The 17,670-nt window shown below is 36.4% G+C and carries 13 protein-coding genes; 6 read left to right on the plus strand and 7 right to left on the minus strand.

All coding sequences use genetic code 11. The features are described from left to right. The first annotated feature begins 18 nt into the window (after positions 1-18). From LPB248_RS01775 to LPB248_RS01790, 4 genes are all read left to right on the plus strand, one after another. Positions 19-2,388 carry an arylsulfatase gene (locus LPB248_RS01775; protein ID WP_177209897.1) on the plus strand — a complete coding sequence of 790 codons (2,370 nt, stop codon included), beginning with the start codon at positions 19-21 and terminating at the stop codon, positions 2,386-2,388. 143 nt (positions 2,389-2,531) lie between these two features. Continuing rightward, positions 2,532-3,986, plus strand: coding sequence for a sulfatase (locus LPB248_RS01780; protein WP_177209898.1), 1,455 nt, complete (start codon positions 2,532-2,534; stop codon positions 3,984-3,986). A 266-nt stretch (positions 3,987-4,252) separates the two neighbouring features. Further along, a complete protein-coding gene (locus LPB248_RS01785) occupies positions 4,253-4,903 on the plus strand; it encodes a VOC family protein (RefSeq protein ID WP_177209899.1) in 651 nt (216 codons plus the stop codon). 53 nt (positions 4,904-4,956) lie between these two features. Further along, entirely contained in the window at positions 4,957-5,355 is a 399-nt protein-coding gene (locus LPB248_RS01790; protein WP_177209900.1) for a tautomerase family protein, read from the plus strand. 39 nt (positions 5,356-5,394) lie between these two features. Here the strand turns inward: LPB248_RS01790 and LPB248_RS01795 are convergent, their stop codons facing one another. The 5 genes from LPB248_RS01795 to LPB248_RS01815 form a co-directional block, all read right to left on the minus strand. Further along, on the minus strand, positions 5,395-7,395 hold the full coding sequence (locus LPB248_RS01795) for a heavy metal translocating P-type ATPase (RefSeq protein ID WP_177209901.1): 2,001 nt from the start codon (positions 7,393-7,395) through the stop codon (positions 5,395-5,397). 313 nt (positions 7,396-7,708) lie between these two features. Beyond that, positions 7,709-8,980, minus strand: a complete 1,272-nt coding sequence (locus LPB248_RS01800) for an efflux RND transporter periplasmic adaptor subunit (protein ID WP_177209902.1) — start codon at positions 8,978-8,980, stop codon at positions 7,709-7,711. Positions 8,981-8,982: 2 nt separating this feature from the next. Beyond that, positions 8,983-10,266: a TolC family protein gene (locus tag LPB248_RS01805; RefSeq protein WP_177209903.1), complete on the minus strand. Its 1,284-nt coding sequence runs from the start codon at positions 10,264-10,266 to the stop codon at positions 8,983-8,985. 37 nt (positions 10,267-10,303) lie between these two features. Next, positions 10,304-13,426 (minus strand): efflux RND transporter permease subunit, encoded by a 3,123-nt coding sequence (locus tag LPB248_RS01810; protein ID WP_177212493.1) that lies wholly within the window; start codon positions 13,424-13,426, stop codon positions 10,304-10,306. A 108-nt stretch (positions 13,427-13,534) separates the two neighbouring features. After that, positions 13,535-13,858, minus strand: coding sequence for a DUF6660 family protein (locus tag LPB248_RS01815; protein ID WP_255462994.1), 324 nt, complete (start codon positions 13,856-13,858; stop codon positions 13,535-13,537). Positions 13,859-14,155: 297 nt separating this feature from the next. Between LPB248_RS01815 and LPB248_RS01820 the strand changes: the two genes are divergently transcribed. Both LPB248_RS01820 and LPB248_RS01825 read left to right on the plus strand, forming a co-directional pair. Further along, on the plus strand, positions 14,156-15,277 hold the full coding sequence (locus LPB248_RS01820) for a hypothetical protein (protein ID WP_177209904.1): 1,122 nt from the start codon (positions 14,156-14,158) through the stop codon (positions 15,275-15,277). Positions 15,278-15,289: 12 nt separating this feature from the next. Continuing rightward, positions 15,290-16,054 carry a porin family protein gene (locus tag LPB248_RS01825; protein ID WP_177209905.1) on the plus strand — a complete coding sequence of 255 codons (765 nt, stop codon included), beginning with the start codon at positions 15,290-15,292 and terminating at the stop codon, positions 16,052-16,054. 236 nt (positions 16,055-16,290) lie between these two features. Here the strand turns inward: LPB248_RS01825 and LPB248_RS01830 are convergent, their stop codons facing one another. Both LPB248_RS01830 and LPB248_RS01835 read right to left on the minus strand, forming a co-directional pair. Beyond that, complete coding sequence (locus LPB248_RS01830; RefSeq protein ID WP_177209906.1) at positions 16,291-16,878, minus strand: chemotaxis protein CheB; 588 nt, start codon at positions 16,876-16,878, stop codon at positions 16,291-16,293. Beyond that, positions 16,857-17,669, minus strand: coding sequence for a CheR family methyltransferase (locus LPB248_RS01835; protein WP_177209907.1), 813 nt, complete (start codon positions 17,667-17,669; stop codon positions 16,857-16,859). The genes LPB248_RS01830 and LPB248_RS01835 overlap by 22 nt, the downstream gene beginning before the upstream one ends. Between the last annotated feature and the right edge of the window lies 1 nt (position 17,670).

The raw sequence follows: 17,670 nt of genomic DNA on the forward strand, positions 1-17,670 counted from the left end.
ATAATACCACTTAATTTTATGAAAAATAACTTTTTATTCGCAGTACTAATCACATTTCTTGCCTTTGGTAAAATGCATGCCCAAAATTGGCCAGATAGAACCGTTTTACCCATTGAGCCTTATCAAAAAGTGGGAAAAGTAGCTCCCACAATTAAAGATTCTGATCCTATAGAATGGCCAAAAGAAATTAGTGCTCCTGAAGGTGCACCAAATGTTTTACTGATTATGATTGATGATGTTGGTTTTGGAGCAAGTTCTACATTTGGAGGACCAATTCCAACACCAAATTTTGATGCTCTTGCCAAAAGCGGATTACGCTACAACCGTTTTCATACCACAGCGGTTTGTTCTCCTTCGAGAGCAGCTTTAATTACAGGAAGAAATCACCATACTGCAGCGACAGGAATTATTATGGAATTCTCCACTCCGTATCCTGGTTACAACAGTTTAGTGCCGCGAAGCGTTGCTACAATTGGTAAAATCTTAACCGATAATGGTTACGGAACTTCATGGTTTGGAAAAAATCATAATGTACCTGATTGGCAATCTACTCCAGCAGGACCTTTTAATTTATGGCCTACAGGTTTAGGTTTTGAATATTTCTATGGTTTTTTAGGTGCCGATGCGCATCAATTTAGACCTGCTTTATTTGAAGGAACAAAACCTGTCGATCCATATTTAAAAGATGATAAAGTAGATTCTGAATATATTTTAGACAAAGATTTAGCCGATCATGCCATTCATTGGATACAAACTCAAAAGAATGTTTCGCCAAACAAACCTTTCTTTGCTTATTATACTCCTGGAACTGCGCATGCTCCGCACCAAGCACCAAAAGAATGGATTGCAAAGTTTAAAGGAAAGTTTGATCAGGGATTTGATAAACAACGAATTGAAACTTACGAAAATCAAAAAAAGCTTGGTATTATTCCTCCAGATGCCTTATTAGCTCCTACTCCAGCAGATTACCAAAAATGGGATGCTTTATCGCCAGGAATGAAAAAAGTGGCAGCGAGAGAAATGGAAGTTTATGCCGGAATGCTTGCGCATTGTGATTATCAAATAGGGAGAATATTGCAAAGCATCAAAGATCTTGGCCAATATGATAATACTTTGGTCATCTTTATTATGGGAGATAATGGTTCTAGTGCCGAAGATCCTACAGGACAAGGATTAACTAGTGAAATTGGTATTATGGTTAATGGTGAAGTTGACTCCGAGGATTTTATGCTAAAACATTTAGATGATTTTGGCGGTCCATGGATGGCTGAACATTTTTCACATAGTTGGGCACATGCTATGAATACACCTTTTCAATGGGACAAAAAAATTGCTTCACATTTAGGCGGAAGCCGCACAGGAATGGTAATTTCATGGCCAGCACGAATCAAACAAACTGGGCAGATAAGAAGTCAGTTTGCTCATATAACCGATATCGTTCCAACCATTCTTGAAGCAGCAAATATTCCGCAACCTAAAAAAGTTGATGGTTTCGATCAGACGCCAATGGCAGGAAAAAGTCTTGTATATTCTTTTGATAATGCCAATGCACCCGAAACACACAAATCACAGTACTTTGAGGTTATTGCAAACAGAGCTTATTACAAAGACGGATGGATGGCGAGCACAACTCCAAAAAACCTTCCGTGGCAAGGACATCCTGTACCAACCGAAGATCCTGTTAAAGATTATAAATGGGAATTGTACGACCTGACAAAAGATTACAGCCAAGCAAAAGATATAGCGGCTGAGAATCCAGAAAAACTGAAAGAAATGCAAAAAGCATTTATGGAAGAGGCAGAAAAATACAAAGTTTTCCCATTTGATGATCGTTACATAGACAGAGTAAATCCCGAAAATCGTCCTAATTTAAATAAAGGCAGAAATCAGTTTACTTTTCATCAAGGTACATCTCGTATCACAGAAGGAATGGCACCTAATATGAAAAATACATCGTTCAGCATAACAGCCGATGTCGATGTAAAAGCTGGACAAGAAGGGATGATTATTACGCAAGGAGGTTATTTTGCCGGATTGGCTTTAATGCTTCAAAAAGGTAAACCAACGTTTGCGTATGCTTTTTCTCATTATCCAAATCATAAATGGAGCATACAATCGCCAACCGCTTTAACTGCAGGCAAACACAAAATTGTAGTGAATTTTGATTACGCAGGCGGCGGTATTGGAAAATCGGCTAAAGCTACCTTGCTTGTTGATGGCAAAAAAGTAGCCAGCGGAGATATTCCGAAAACAGTGCCAAGCCGTTTTTCTGCCGATGAGACTTTAGATGTTGGAGAAGATTTTGGAACACCAGTAAACAGAACTTATGATGCTCCTTTTACTTTTCAAGGCAAAATTGAAAAAGTGGTGGTGGATTTGAAGCCTTAACTGGTTCTCTTAAAATAAAAACAAAAGCCTATTTCTTTGTGAAATGGGCTTTTTTTGTTTCTCAACTTCATCTTTTGAATATATTTGTGGTCAACCAAACTTATACGCCATGCCATTATTAATTACTCCAAAAACCACAAATTATGAAAAGAAGCTTCTTCTTGCTCTTTCTTTTGGCAATTGCCTCTTTAAGCATTGCTCAGAATAAAAATTCAAATTCTAAACCCAATATTATTATCATCAACATGGATGATATGGGCTATGGCGACACAGAACCGTACGGAATGACGGGAGTTAACACTCCGCATTTCAACCAGATTGCCGAGGAAGGAATGCGTTTAACCAACTTTAATGCTGGACAGGCCATTTGTACAGCGTCACGCGCGGCTCTACTTACGGGCTGTTATCCTAACAGAATCGGAATGTCAGGCGTATTGCTTCCTGGAGCCAAACACGCTTTAAATCCGAATGAGGAAACCATTGCTTCGCTTTTGAAGAAAAACGGTTACAAAACAGCTAATTACGGAAAATGGCATTTAGGGAACGAACTTCCTTATTGGCCAACAAATTACGGTTTTGATGAATTCTTCGGGATTCCGTATTCGCATGATGTATGGCCAATAGATTATGACGGCTACTCAAAAGTTACCGATTCTAAAGACATGCGTTCGAGCTTTCCTCCGCTTCCGTTAATCAGCAATACAACCATTATTGATACGATTGAAAATATCAAAGATGCTTCAAAATTAACGACTCTTTTTACTGAAAAAGCGATTGGTTTTATTCAGAAAAACAAAAAAAATCCTTTCTTTCTATATCTAACGCATCCTCTGCCTCACGCACCTTTGGCTGTTTCAGACAAATTTAAAGGGAAAAGTGATTTAGGTCTTTTTGGAGATGTTATTATGGAACTGGATTGGTCAATTGGCGAAATTATAAACACATTAGATAAAGAAGGAATTGCCAAAAACACTGTTTTAATTATTACCAGCGATAATGGCCCGTGGCTTGTTTTTGGTGATAATGCAGGTTCTTCGGGAGGTTTTAGAGAAGGAAAATCAACTACATGGGAAGGCGGTACAAGGGTTCCGTTTTTAATTCGCTGGCCGGGTAAAATAAAAGCTGGAACGGTCAATAGTTCGTTAATGACCAATATGGATTTATTGCCTACAATTGCTTCCATCACAGGTTCTGCTTTACCAAAAAACCAAATTGATGGTTTGAATTTTCTTCCTGTTTTTACTGGAAAAACAGCTTCAGGTCCACGAGAAGTTTTTTATTATTATTTCGGAGTTGGAAGCAATAATTTAGAAGCCATTCGCTATAAACACTGGAAATTGGTTTTTCCGCATAAAGGCACAACCTACAACAAAAAATTACAAGGAAAAGACGGTTATCGCGGTGAAGGCGCTTCGGCTGAGTTTCCTATGGCGCTTTATGATTTAGCCCATGATCCAGGAGAAGTCCGAGATGTGCAGCAATTATATCCCGAAATAGTAGCCGAAATCCAGAAAATTGCCGATACTGCAAGAGAAGATCTTGGCGATGATTTGAATAACAAAGTGGGGAAAAATGTTAGAAAACCTGCTACATATTAAAAACAAAAAGCCCGATTATCATCGGGCTTTTTTATATGCACAGAGATTGCAAAATGAAAGTTTTTACGATAATCTTACAACACTTCCTGTTTGTCTTTTTGTAACTTTAATAAAATATTTAGAGATGCGATTTTGCTTCAGCCAATACTTATTTACTATACTTTCATTGATGTATAAAATAGCGTCGCATCGTTGATATCACAGGCATTTTCTAAATTTGTTTACCATTCAAAAGAAACTTTTTTCTTTTATAAAAAATTATTGTCATGAGAATAGATCAGATACAAATTAAAACAAACGATATTCAAAAAACGAAAGCATTTTATCAGAACATTTTTGGGCTTTTCATTCTTGAAAATGACCAAAAATCGCTAACATTTCAGGCTGGAACTTCGATTTTAAAATTTGTCGAAGACAAGGAGTTTAATTCCATATATCATTTTGCTTTCAATATTCCTGAAAATCAGCTTGAAGAAGCTATTGAATGGTGCAAAGACAAAGTTGATTTAATTGTTTTAGAAGATAAAAGTGTCGTTACGAATTTCGAAAATTGGAATGCACATTCTATTTATTTCTTTGATCACAATGGAAATTTACTCGAATTCATTGCCCGACACGATCTTAACAACGAACAAATTGGCGAATTCAACTCTGCATCCATTTTAAGCATTAGCGAAATCGGAATTGTTACGGAAAGTCCATTACAATTAGGAAATCAATTAATTGAAGAACACGGATTGCATTTCTTTTCTCAAAATACCAATACCGATAAATTTGCTGCAATTGGCGATCATGAAGGTTTATTAATTTTGGTGCAACCTACTAGAAATTGGTATCCAACTCAAATTCCTTCTGAAAGTAATCCGGTGAAAATTACTTTAGAGAATAATGAAAACATAATTGAATTGGATTTTTAATAATCTGGCAATTCTAAATTCTGTATTTTTATATAACTTTTAAATGAATCAAAATGCCATTTGTTAGAATCAGTCTTCCCAAAAAGCTTTCTCTTGAAACAAAAAATACTATTTCTGAAGCTGTTCATCAATCTTTAATCGAAGAATTTAATATTCCTGTCGATGATTATTTTCATGTGATTGAAGAACTAGAGCCTCATCAGATAAAATATCCTAAGAGTTATTTAGGAATTTCACATTCTGACGAAATCATTTTTGTGCAAATAACTGCAGGACAAGGAAGAACTTTAGAACAAAAGAAAAAGCTATATCACCAAATTGCCTCAAAAATTTCAGCTTCAACTGAAATCTTAATCAACAACATAATTATTGTTTTACTGGAGAATAATGGTCATGAAAACTGGTCTTTTGGCAATGGAGAAATTCAAGAGCAAAAACATTTAAAGAAATAAGTAAAAAGCCCAATTCATACGAATCGGGCTTTTTTTATCTTAAAATTTCATTCTCTGAATTCGAACCGCATTTAATATCGCTAACAGCGCTACTCCAACATCAGCAAAAACGGCTTCCCACATGGTGGCAAGTCCGCCAGCACCAAGAATTAGCACAAAAGCCTTTACGGCAAAAGCGAGTGTAATATTCTGCCAGACAATCTTCTTGGTCTGTTTTCCGATATTGACTGCCATTGCAATTTTACTGGGTTTATCGTCCTGAATAACAATATCTGCTGTTTCGATCGCAGCATCGCTACCCAAACCTCCCATTGCAATTCCAACTGTACTCAAAGCAATTACCGGCGCATCGTTTACACCATCGCCAACAAAGGCCACTGTTTCGTTTTTAGCTTTAATTTCGTTGACTTTATTGACTTTATCTTCTGGAAGCAAATCTCCAAAAGCACTTTTAATTCCGATTTTATCTGCAACAAACTGAACGACATTAGCTTTATCTCCACTCAACATAGTAAGTTTAACACCTAATGCTTTTAGTTTTGAAACCGTTTCTTGAGCATCTTCTTTAATTTCATCGGCAATTGTAAGGTGGCCTGCAAATTGACCTCCGTAAGCAATTGCAATCGTCGTGTAAACAATTGAAGACGGATCAATATCATACGAAATCACATATTTATCCAAAAGCTTAAAGTTCCCTACCAGCAACTCTTTTTCGTTATAAGAAGCTTTCAATCCATGGCCTGAAATTTCTTCGATATCTTTCAGTTCAACAGAAGGATCTATTGCCCCAACATGATTATGAATGGCCGTTGCGACAGGATGCGTGCTTCTACTTTCTAAAGCATTGACCAGTTTTAAGATTTCTGCCTGATCAAACTCGGGTTTTATAATGACTTCTTGAACTTCAAAAACACCTTCGGTCATGGTTCCCGTTTTGTCTACCACCACATTCTGAATTGTCGAAATACTATCAAGGAAATTACTGCCTTTAAACAGGATTCCGTTTTTACTTGCCGCACCGATTCCGCCAAAATAACCCAACGGAATACTGATAACCAAAGCACAAGGGCAAGAAATAACCAAGAAAACCAAAGCCCTATACAGCCAATTACTAAATACATAATTATCAACAAAAAGCATTGGAAGCAAACAAATCGCAATTGCCAGATAGACTACAATTGGGGTATAAATTTTCGCGAACTTTCTGATGAATAATTCCGCTGGCGCTTTTTTTGTTGTAGCATTTTGAACTAACTCCAGAATTTTAGACAGTTTACTGTCGTTGTAAGCTGTTGTTACTTTTACTTCTGCAATAGTGCTACCGTTTAACATTCCGGCCAAAACTATATCGCCTTTCTTTTTAGTATCTGGCTTGCTTTCTCCTGTCAAAGCGGCTGTATTAAACGAAGCCGAATCTGATAGCAAAACACCATCTAATCCTAGTTTTTCTCCTGCTTTAAGCTGAATAACCGCTCCAATCTGAACGTCTTTGGCTTTGACTTTTACCGCTACATTATTCTCTAAAACATGAACCTCATCTGGGCGCTGGTCTAAAAGACTTTTAATACTCGATTTGGCTCTGTTAACCGCCATTCCCTGAAAGGTTTCCCCAATGGTATAAAACAGCATAACAGCTACACCTTCTGGATATTCTCCAATGGCAAAGGCACCAATTGTGGCAATACACATCAGGAAAAATTCAGAGAAAACATCTCCTTTTACAATGCTTTCGTAAGCTTCTCTTAAAACCGGAAATCCAACCGGAAGATAGGCAATTGCATACCAAACGATTCTAATATAATCTTTAAACCAATCTTGCGGAAAATAATTGTCTAAACCAATTCCGATTAATAATAAAACAAAGGATATAATTGATGGCAGAAACAATTGAAAAAGACTGCCGTTTGCGTTATGTTCATGATCATGCCCTTCGTGATTGTGCCCATCATTATCAGAGTGCACGGGTTCGTCATGTGAACAGCTACAGGAGGGTTTTACTCTATTTTTTATCGTTTTTACTTCTTTATCTTGATGTATCATGGATAACTTTTTTAACTTTTAAAGTTTCACGTTTCATGTTTCAGGTTAGCAAAACTTTGTTTAAATAATGCCCTAAATTTAAGCATTTTGCGGTAAAGTTTGTTGACACGAAGGCACTAAGTTTTTTACTGAATGAGAATTAAACGTTCTATTTGTCATTTCGACGAAGGAGAAATCTCCACAAGTAACTCCGCACCGAAAACCCAATCTTTGTCGAGCTTCTCGTGGAGATTTCTCCTTCGTCGAAATGACATAAAATGAGAAAAAACTCATCATCTTAGCACCTTAGTGTCTCAGCATCTTTAAAAAAAAATCAATGCTCATGCTCTCCGCCGCCTTTCATTGCAGAAAGCAGATAAAAAGCACCTTTTGTAACAATTTTTGCTTGAGGATCAATCTTATCAACGAATTTAACTTCTGTAAACCCTAAATCGGTTGTGCCTGGAATTACTTCTACAGCTTTAAAATGAATTTCTTCCTCGTGCGCTTCTTCTTTTTTGCCTGCTGCGTGTTCATGTTTTTCTTCTGCATGTCCTTCTTCTTGAACAAAAACAAAATATTTATCGGCATTTCGAACCACAGCATCTTTTGGAAGTGCTGGAACAGTTGCATTGGTAATATTAATATTTGCCGAAACGTACATTCCTGGAATCAATCCTTTCGCATCAGCCGGATCAATTTTGGCATGTACTGCAACTGTTTTACTTTCATTTGAAAAAGATTTATTGATTCCGAAAATCTTTCCTTTAATCGATTTATTGGACTGATTTGTTAAGACAAAATCAATTACCTGACCAATAGAAATCGAACCTAAATCTTTCTCATATACATTCAAATCCAAATGCATCTGACTGTTGTCAACCACTTCAAAAAGCGAAACTCCTGTATTAGCAAAAGCACCTTTGGCAATATTAATTTTTCCAACAAAACCATTTATTGGCGAAACAATCGGCACTACAGATGTTGTTCCTTTTGTATTAACATGCAAAGCATCTAGTTTGTTTTTTGCTGCTTGAGCTCTGGCTCTTTCAGCTGTTAGTTTGGCTTTTACTTCCTGGAAAGTCTTTCTCGGATTCACATTTTCATCACTCAACGTTTTCTGACGATTATATTCTAACTGCAAATACTCTACATTTGCAACCGCCGACTGATAATCTTCCTGCATTCCTATAACTTCCAGATTCTGAATCGTTGCCAATACTTTTCCTTTGTTGACATAGGTTCCTTCCAAAACAAAAATATCTTTTACCGTTCCGCCAATTAAAGTCGAAACCTCAGCTGAGTTTTGTGGAGGAACAGTTGTATAACCATTTGCTTTGATTACTTTATTCAGATTACGATCTTCTACAATACCAGTTTCTATTCCAACTGTTTTGTATTGAGAAGCGCTTAACGCCACTTCTGTAGTAGATTTTTCTTCTTCTTTTGTTTCCTCGGTCTTTTTTTCATTACAAGCTACTAAAGTAACCGCAAGGCAAACAATCCCGATAGCTATCGGGAGCAAGGCGCGCAAGGAAATTAAACTTTGTGTTCTTTGCGAAACCTTAGCGTTCTTTGCGGTTAAATAACTAGATATATTTTTCATGATTAATTGTTTTTGATAGTTGGAAATTGAAGTTCGATAGCGCTTTGATTATAGCTGTGTGTCGCTTCTGCAAATTGCTTTTTTATATCGATGGCCTGATTTAAAAAGCTGATATACGACCAATAACTCATATCGCCATTAGCATAACTTTTCTGAGCCGTTTCAATAATCTGATCGGCATAATGCAAACCTTCATTTTGAAAATACGCTAAGTTTTTCTGCTGTTTTTTGAAATTGTTCTGTAATTCTTCTTTCTGCAGATTCAGCATCATTTTATTTCGATCTAAAGCTAATTGCGATTGCGAGATACTGATTTCGGCTGCTTTAGCTTTTGTCGTATTAACACCACCAAATAACGGAATCTGCAATCCGGCTGTAAATCCTTGAAATAAAGATTCGGTATTGATGGTTTGAGCAAAATACCCTAATCCTACTTTGGGCGTACGCAAAGCTTTAAACGTTCCCGCTTCTTTTTGATAAACCGAAATCTGCTGCTGATAAAAATCGGTCATTAGCGTTTCTGCTTTTGTATTTTCCTGATTTTCTGCAAAGGTGTATTGCAAAACAGTATTAGAATCTGGAATTACATTTTCATCTGTTTGGATAAAAAACTGCAATTGCTTCTGATAAATTGCCAAGTCATATTCTAACTGTGCTTTCTGCGTCTCAATTTCTTTTACTTTGGCTTTTGCGCTAATTACTTCAATATTCCCGCTTTCTCCTGTTTTAAAACGAAGTTCGGCGTTCTTCAAGAACTTCGTATAAATATCATTCAATTCTGAGTTGAGTTTCTGGATTGAAACACCATACAAATATTGATAATAGGCCAATGTCACCGCTTTCTCAATTTCATACGAAGACAAAGCTTTTCGTTTCTCTGCCAGTTTTGCCAATTCTTCCTGCAATTGTCGGTTGGCTTTTGTAATATTCCCTAACGGAAAAAACTGCTGTACCGAAACATTATGATCGTAATCGGCACTATTAAACTGACCGCCTTGATATTGCACTTGCAACGGATCAGGCTGAAAAGCCGCTTTTTTGAGAACGGTTTGTTTTTCGATTTCTTTATCGGCGATTTTTAAGTCGACGTTGTGCGATTTGGCTAGCTCTATTGCTTTTTCTAGACTTATGGATTGCTGTGCAAATGTTACTGTACTTGCTAGTAGAAATCCACTTAAACACAAAACCTTATTTGCTAATAGCAACTTATTTAACCGCAAAGTCCGCAAAGGATGCGCGAAGTTCGCAAAGATTATCTTTCTTAAACTGTATAATAAATTTTTCATTTTCTTTAAATTTTTCTTTGTGTGCTTTGCGTAAACCTTAGCGTTCTTTGCGGTTAAACCCACGCTCCAACAATAAATACAAAATCGGCAAAACGATTAAGGTTAATAAAGTTGCCGAGATTAATCCGCCGATTACTACGGTCGCTAGAGGTTTTTGTACTTCTGCTCCTCCACTTGTAGATAAGGCCATTGGCAAAAATCCTAATGAAGCTACTGCTGCAGTCATTAAAACAGGACGCAAACGAGTTTTGGTTCCGATAAGAACGCGCTGAAACGGATCTAAAATTCCTTCTGTCTTTAATTGATTGAAATACGAAATCAATACAATTCCGTTCAAAACTGCTATTCCGAATAAGGCGATAAACCCAATTCCGGCAGAAATACTAAACGGCATTCCTCTCAGCGAAAGCGCAAAAACACCTCCGATCGCCGATAGCGGAATCGCACTAAAAATCAGCAATGCTTGTTTGGCACTTTTGAAAGTGAAATACAGCAAGACCAAAATTAGTCCCAAAGCAATTGGCAAAGCTACAGAAAGTCTTTTTGAAGCTTCAATCAGATTTTCGAATTGTCCACCGTAAGTCACATAATAACCCGCTGGAAGTTTAAAGCTTTTATCCAATTTTGCCTGGATTTCTTCGACTACACTTTTAATGTCTCTTCCGCGAACATTCAATCCAACCGTAATTCTTCTTTTTCCGTCTTCGCGGATAACTTGCACAGGACCTTGTTCATAATCAACAGAAGCAACCTGAGAAAGCGGCACTTGCTGTCCACTCGGAAGCGGAATAAACAAATTACTGACATCTGTAATATCAGCACGATTATTTTCGTCCATTCTTACTACCACATCAAATCTCTTGCTTTCGTCATAAATCTTTCCAGCTACTTCTCCCGCAAAAGAGGAACGAATAATTTGATTGATATCTGAAATATTCAGTCCGTACAACGCGATTTTATCATAATCGTATTTGATGGTAATTTGAGGCAATCCTGTTACTTTATCAGCTTTTAAATCACCTATTCCGTCGATTCCTTTTATTTTCGAAATCAATTCCGTCGCTTTAGCATCTAAGATTTCCAAATCGTCACCAAAAATCTTGATCGCAATATCAGAACGGCTTCCCGTCATTAGCTCATTAAAACGCATCTGAATAGGCTGAGAAATTTCGATATTGGCTCCAGGAATAATCTCCATTTCCTCTTTCATGGCATTGGCCAATTCTTCCCAATTATGATATTTGCCTTTCCATTCTTTTTTGTCTTTTAAAACAATAATTAAATCCCCACTCTCTATTGGCATCGGATCCGTCGGGATTTCACCACTTCCTATTTTGGTGACAATCGTTTTAATTTCTGGGAATTTAGCTTTTAAAATCTGTTCGTATTTGGTTGTAGTTTCCACCATCTGCGTAAGCGAACTTCCCGTCATAATCGTAGCATTGATTGCCAAATCGCCTTCTTCGATTGTCGGAATAAATTCGCCTCCCATATTTTGAAAAACAATAAAGGCAAAAGCAAATAACCCAATCGCAACAGAAAGCACTACTTTTTTAAACTCTAAAGCTTTTTTCAACAAAGGCGTATAACGGCTTTCTAGCCATGCAATCATGCGATCACTGAAGTTTTCTTTGTGTTCTGTTTTTTTAGAAAGAAACAAAGCACTCATCATCGGAATATAAGTCAGCGAAAGAATAAATGCACCAATAATGGCAAAACCAACCGTCATCGCCATTGGTTTAAACATTTTTCCTTCGGTTCCAATTAAAGCTAGAATTGGCAGATACACAATCAAGATAATTATCTCACCAAAAGCGGCGCTGTTTCTAATTTTTGAAGCCGAATTATAAACCTCAGCATCCATTTCTTCCTGCGTTAATTCTTTTTTGTTTTTGAATTGCTGCAGATGATGCATCGTGGCTTCGACAATGATGACGGCTCCGTCGACTATGATTCCAAAATCTATGGCACCTAAACTCATCAGGTTTCCGCTTACGCCAAAGGCATTCATTAAAATAACAGCAAATAGCATTGCTAGTGGAATTACAGAAGCAACGATTAATCCCGCTCGAAGATTTCCTAAGAATAAAATCAGAACGAAAATAACGATTAACGCTCCTTCTAATAAATTCTTCGCAACCGTTCTAATAGAATTGTCTACCAGTTTTCCTCTGTCAATAAAAGCCTCGGCAACAACGCCTTCTGGAAGGCTTTTGTTAATCTGAGCCATTTTTTCGTGAACGCGATTTACAACAGCACTAGAATTCTCTCCTTTGAGCATTAAAACCATTCCGGAAACAATTTCTCCTTTTCCGTCTTTGGTTGAAGCGCCATAACGCAACGCTACTCCTTCGCGTACTTGCGCCACGTTACGCACCAAAACTGGCGATCCGTTTCGGTTTTTAACTACAACATTTTCAAGGTCTTTTATGCCTTTTGCCATTCCGACACCTCGAATAAAATAAGTGTACTGATCTTTTTCGATGTATGCTCCACCTGTATTTTGATTGTTTTTTTCTAAAGCATCAAAAATTTCAGTGATCGTTACACCGAGACTGTTCAGCATATTCGGATTTACGGCAATTTCGAACTGTTTCAATTTTCCGCCCCAAGTACTTACGTCGGCAACACCTCGGATTCCCTGCAATTGCGGAATAATAATCCAATCCTGAATGGTTCGCAGTTCTACAGCGCTGTATTTGTTTTCGTACCCTTTTTTAGCATAAACATCATATTGGTAAATTTCTCCCAATCCTGTAGAAATTGGCGCTAATTCTGGAGAATTTACATAATCTGGTATATTTTCTTCGGCTTGTTTTAAGCGTTGAAAAATCTGCTCGCGCGCCCAATAAATATCAACATCATCCTCAAAGACAACAGTAACAACCGATAGTCCAAAACGGGAAATACTACGGAGTTCAATAATATTAGGAACTGTCTTAACCGCTCTTTCTAAAGGATATGTAATTAATTGTTCGACTTCCTGACTTGCCAATGTTGGCGCCGTTGTAATAATCTGAACCTGATTGTTGGTTACATCTGGTAGCGCGTCGAGCGGTAAATTTTTAAGCGAATAGCTTCCCCAAGCAATAAGCACTAGGGTAAATAGTAGTATAACGAATTTGTTTCGTATACTAAACTGAATGATTTTATCTAACATTTGAATATATAATGACATGAGAAATTAGACAAGTAAATTGTCTGTAAATGTGTGGAAAGTCCACAACTCTCTCGCCCATTTCCTAAAATATAGGAACAGGCATAATCATTATACTATTTGAGGTGGCTGCCAAATACTTCCGTAGAAATTGGAAATAAAAACAGAATTGTAACTCGGTAAGGCAATTGAAATTTGATTGTAAGTTTTAGGGAATTCAAAACTTACAGCAGAATGGTAGCTTAAAACTTGTGCTCCACAGCAGTTGCAGACACAAAAAGGAGAACATAAATCATTGTTTTTGTCGTGCGAATGATTGTCTTCTGAAGCAAACTGGGCGGTTTTATGCATAGTGCTGTTTACTTCCATATCCGCACATGGCATATTAGATAATGCCAGCAGGTAAATTGATAATATGATTGTTATCCATTTCATAGTGGTAAAAGTACGATTATTTTTTAAATTGATAATTAATGGCAATAATTCCTAAAAAGAAAAATACTTAAAAATATCCTAAAATTATTTTTAAAGCTTTTATCATTTTCTCATTTAATTTTTGTCGGAGGTAAGAAAATTTCGTTAACTTTAACACTAATTAACACATTATTAAGCCTTAACCTTTAATTATAATACAAACCTATATCGCATACCAATAAAAAGATTCCCACAATAGCATTAGTACATATTTATTTTTCGCAGTTTAATTAATTAACATTAAAAACACTCTAATCAATGAAATGTAATACACTAATATCAGCCTTTTTATTACTATTCAGCATGCAAATTTTTGCGCAGGTTTATACCGATAAAATTGTAGGTAAAAAAAATGAAGATTTAAAAGATAGTCTTAAAGTCGAAAAATACCCTTACGCACTACCAATCTGGGGAGAAAAAGTAGCACAGAAAGGCTATAAACTTCCATACTCTGCAGGAGTTTCTGTTAATTATTTTTGGCAGGAATCTGAAATTGTTATTAATGATTTAAATATTGGTTTTAATCATGGCCCTCAATATAATTTAGATGAAATTGTACGATTTGATAAATCAACAGTTGAAGCTGGTGCGCTAACGATTAGACCTGATGTATGGCTGCTTCCCTTTTTAAATATTTATGGAATTTTTGGAAAAGCCAAAACTTCAACTAAAATCAATGCTGGCATTTGGGTGCCAGACGCAGATAATAATTGGTCTGAAATTGCCAATTTTAGCACTAAAGCCAATTTTGACGCTACCACTTTTGGTATAGGTATGACGCCAACAATTGGTATTGGCGGTGGTTGGTTTGCTCTGGATATGAACATGGCTTGGACCGATATTAGTTCTCTTGACAAACCTGCATTCTCTTATATTTTTGGTCCGAGATTAGGTAAAACATTTAAATTCAATAAACCAGACACCAATATAGCGGTTTGGGTTGGAGCTTTTAGAGTTCATATTTCTGGAGATACCAATGGAGATTTGCCTTTATCTGATTTTATTGATCTAAGTAGTGCCCAAGCTAAAGTAGACAGCGGACTTCAAAAAGTATCTGACAATCAGACAAAAGTAGATAACTGGTGGGATGGTTTGACTCCAGCTGAACAAAAAAATCCGGTTAATATTGCTAAACATAACACTGCCGATAGAGCTTTAGATAGAGCAGGAACATTCTTAGCAACCCTAGACGGAGCATTAAGCACAGCTTCAGATTCATCGGTTCAATATTCACTTCAAAAAAGACCAAAAGATATGTGGAACTTTATTATAGGATCTCAATATCAATTCAGCCGACACGTTATGTTTCGCGCAGAAGCCGGTTTCTTAGGTTCACGCACACAAGTTCTGGGCAGTCTTCAGTATCGTTTTGGACTTTAATTCAGAAATCATATGAAAAAAGGTTTTCTGATCTTTATCGCTTTCTTTTGTATTACCACAGCACAATCCCAAGTCTTGATTTCCTTGATATTTGGAGATAAACTCAATTCGGAGTTTTTAGAATTTGGTTTGGAAGGCGGTGCTAATTTTTCTACCATTTCCAATATGGGTTCTTCTGCTTTAAACCCAGGATTCAATCTTGGTTTTTACTTTGACTTTAGGTCTAAGAAAAATCCAGCTTGGATGATCAATACGGGAGTAATTGTAAAATCGCCTATGGGCGCCAAAGATATTCCGGTGTATTCTTTGAATGATGAAAATTTGGATAATACTTTTGCTGGCGGGCATGTAAATCGTGAAATTCGTTATTTTAATGTTCCGATATTAATTAAATATCAATTTAAAAATAACATCTACCTTAAAGCTGGTCCACAATTTGGTTTGTTAGCCAAAGCTTTTGATGAGTTTACAAAAGAAATCAACAATGATGACGTCGTTTACAAGAAAAACATCAGAGATCAAATTCATGTTATAGATGCTGGACTTGCCTTTGGCGCAGGTTATCATATGAATGTTGGTCATGGTTTAAATATTACCGTTCAATACTACTTGGGACTTGTCACTGTAATGAAAGGAGATGGTCCAAACAATCAATACAACAGATCTTTGTATGTTACTGCGGGATTGCCAATTGGAAAAGGAAAAGCAGCTCAGAAAAGAGCAGAAAAAGAAGCTGAATTAAATAAAGTGGTGCTTCCTGAAGACGAGAAAAAATAGCCTTTTATAATTCAATATATATTTCGCTCCGCTGGAGCTTTTGACTATTTTTACTATTGTTTTCTATAAATATTTCGTCCCTCTGGGACTACTTCTAGATTGTTTTTACATTTTAACACCTGAATTCCAAACTTTATGCTTTTAAAAAGGCTTCGGAGAAGCTGAATATTTATAGCAATAATTTTATAAGTATCCGAAAAGCTCCAAAGGGGCGACACTTCTTTTCAGTAAACCTCCTATTCCTGATTTATTTCTTTTATAAACTCCAAAATTTCTTCGGTAGTTAAAACAAAATCTGGTACAGTGTGCAAAATGGCATTATTGGGCATAAAAGGCATATCTGCAGAAAGCGGATTCTGTACAACGCTTATTCCGCCAGCTGTTTGAATTGCTCTCGATCCAACTGTTCCATCCGAATTGGAACCAGAAAGTAAAATACCAACTAAATTTTCACCATAAACCTCTGCAGCAGACTCAAAAGAAACATCTATACTTGGTCTGCTGTAGTTTATTTTTTCTGAAGTGTCTAAAGACAAGGTTTCGTTTTTTTCAAATAATAAATGATAATTAGAAGGCGCGATATAAATAAATCCTGGTTTCAGTTTTACTTTATCTTCTACTTCTTTTACGCCTATTTTTGATTTTAAAGCGATTAAGTCTTCTAAAGTTTGTTCGTCTGAGTTTTTTCTGTGAACAACAATAACAATTGCAAAAGAAACCGCTTGATCTAAAAATGGCAAAATCTGCAATAATGCCTGCAAACTTCCAGCCGAACCTCCAATTATAACTACTTTACAATTTGTTATTCTTTTATTTTCCTCCATATTTTCTCCTTATCAAATTGTTTGTATTTGGTTTGAGATATAGAATACTTTATAGTTTCTTTTGTTCCGAGAGCTAAAAAGCCTAAAACGGCCAGACTGTCATCAAAAAGATTGACTACTCTTTTCTGCAGATTATTGTCAAAATAAATTAAAACATTGCGGCATAAAATGAGGTCAAATTCATTGAACGAAGTATCTGAAACCAGATTATGCTGCGAGAAAACCATTTTCTCCGATAGGTTTTCATTAAATTTTGCAAACCCATAATTGGCAATATAATAATCTGAAAAATCTTCCTGACCGCCAGCTTCACGGTAATTATCGGCGTAATCTTTTATCATTCTCAACGGAAAAATACCGCTTTTGGCTGTTTCCAAAACTGTTGCGTTTATATCGGTTGCATACAATAATGATTTATGCAGCAAACCTTCTTCTTTGAGCATAATAGCCATCGAATAGACTTCTTCTCCCGTAGAACAGCCAGCATGCCAGATTCTAATAAAAGGTTTTGTTCCCAGTAAAGGAAGAATTTCTTTTCGAAGGGTTTGATAAAAAGACGGATCACGAAACATCTCTGTAACGTTAACCGTTATTTCGTCAATCATTTTTTTACAATATTCTGGATCGGTGCGGACTTTAGACAGAAATTCATGAAAATACTTGAATCCATCTAAAGTAAATACCCTGCTTACACGTCTTTTAAGTGATGCTCTTGAATAACTTCCAAAATCAAAACCATAATATTCGTAAACTTCATTAATGAGAGTTTCTAATTCAATATCTTCAATCATA

Origin of the sequence: Flavobacterium sp. LPB0248, from assembly GCF_013388355.1 — a bacterium.
Lineage (GTDB): Bacteria > Bacteroidota > Bacteroidia > Flavobacteriales > Flavobacteriaceae > Flavobacterium.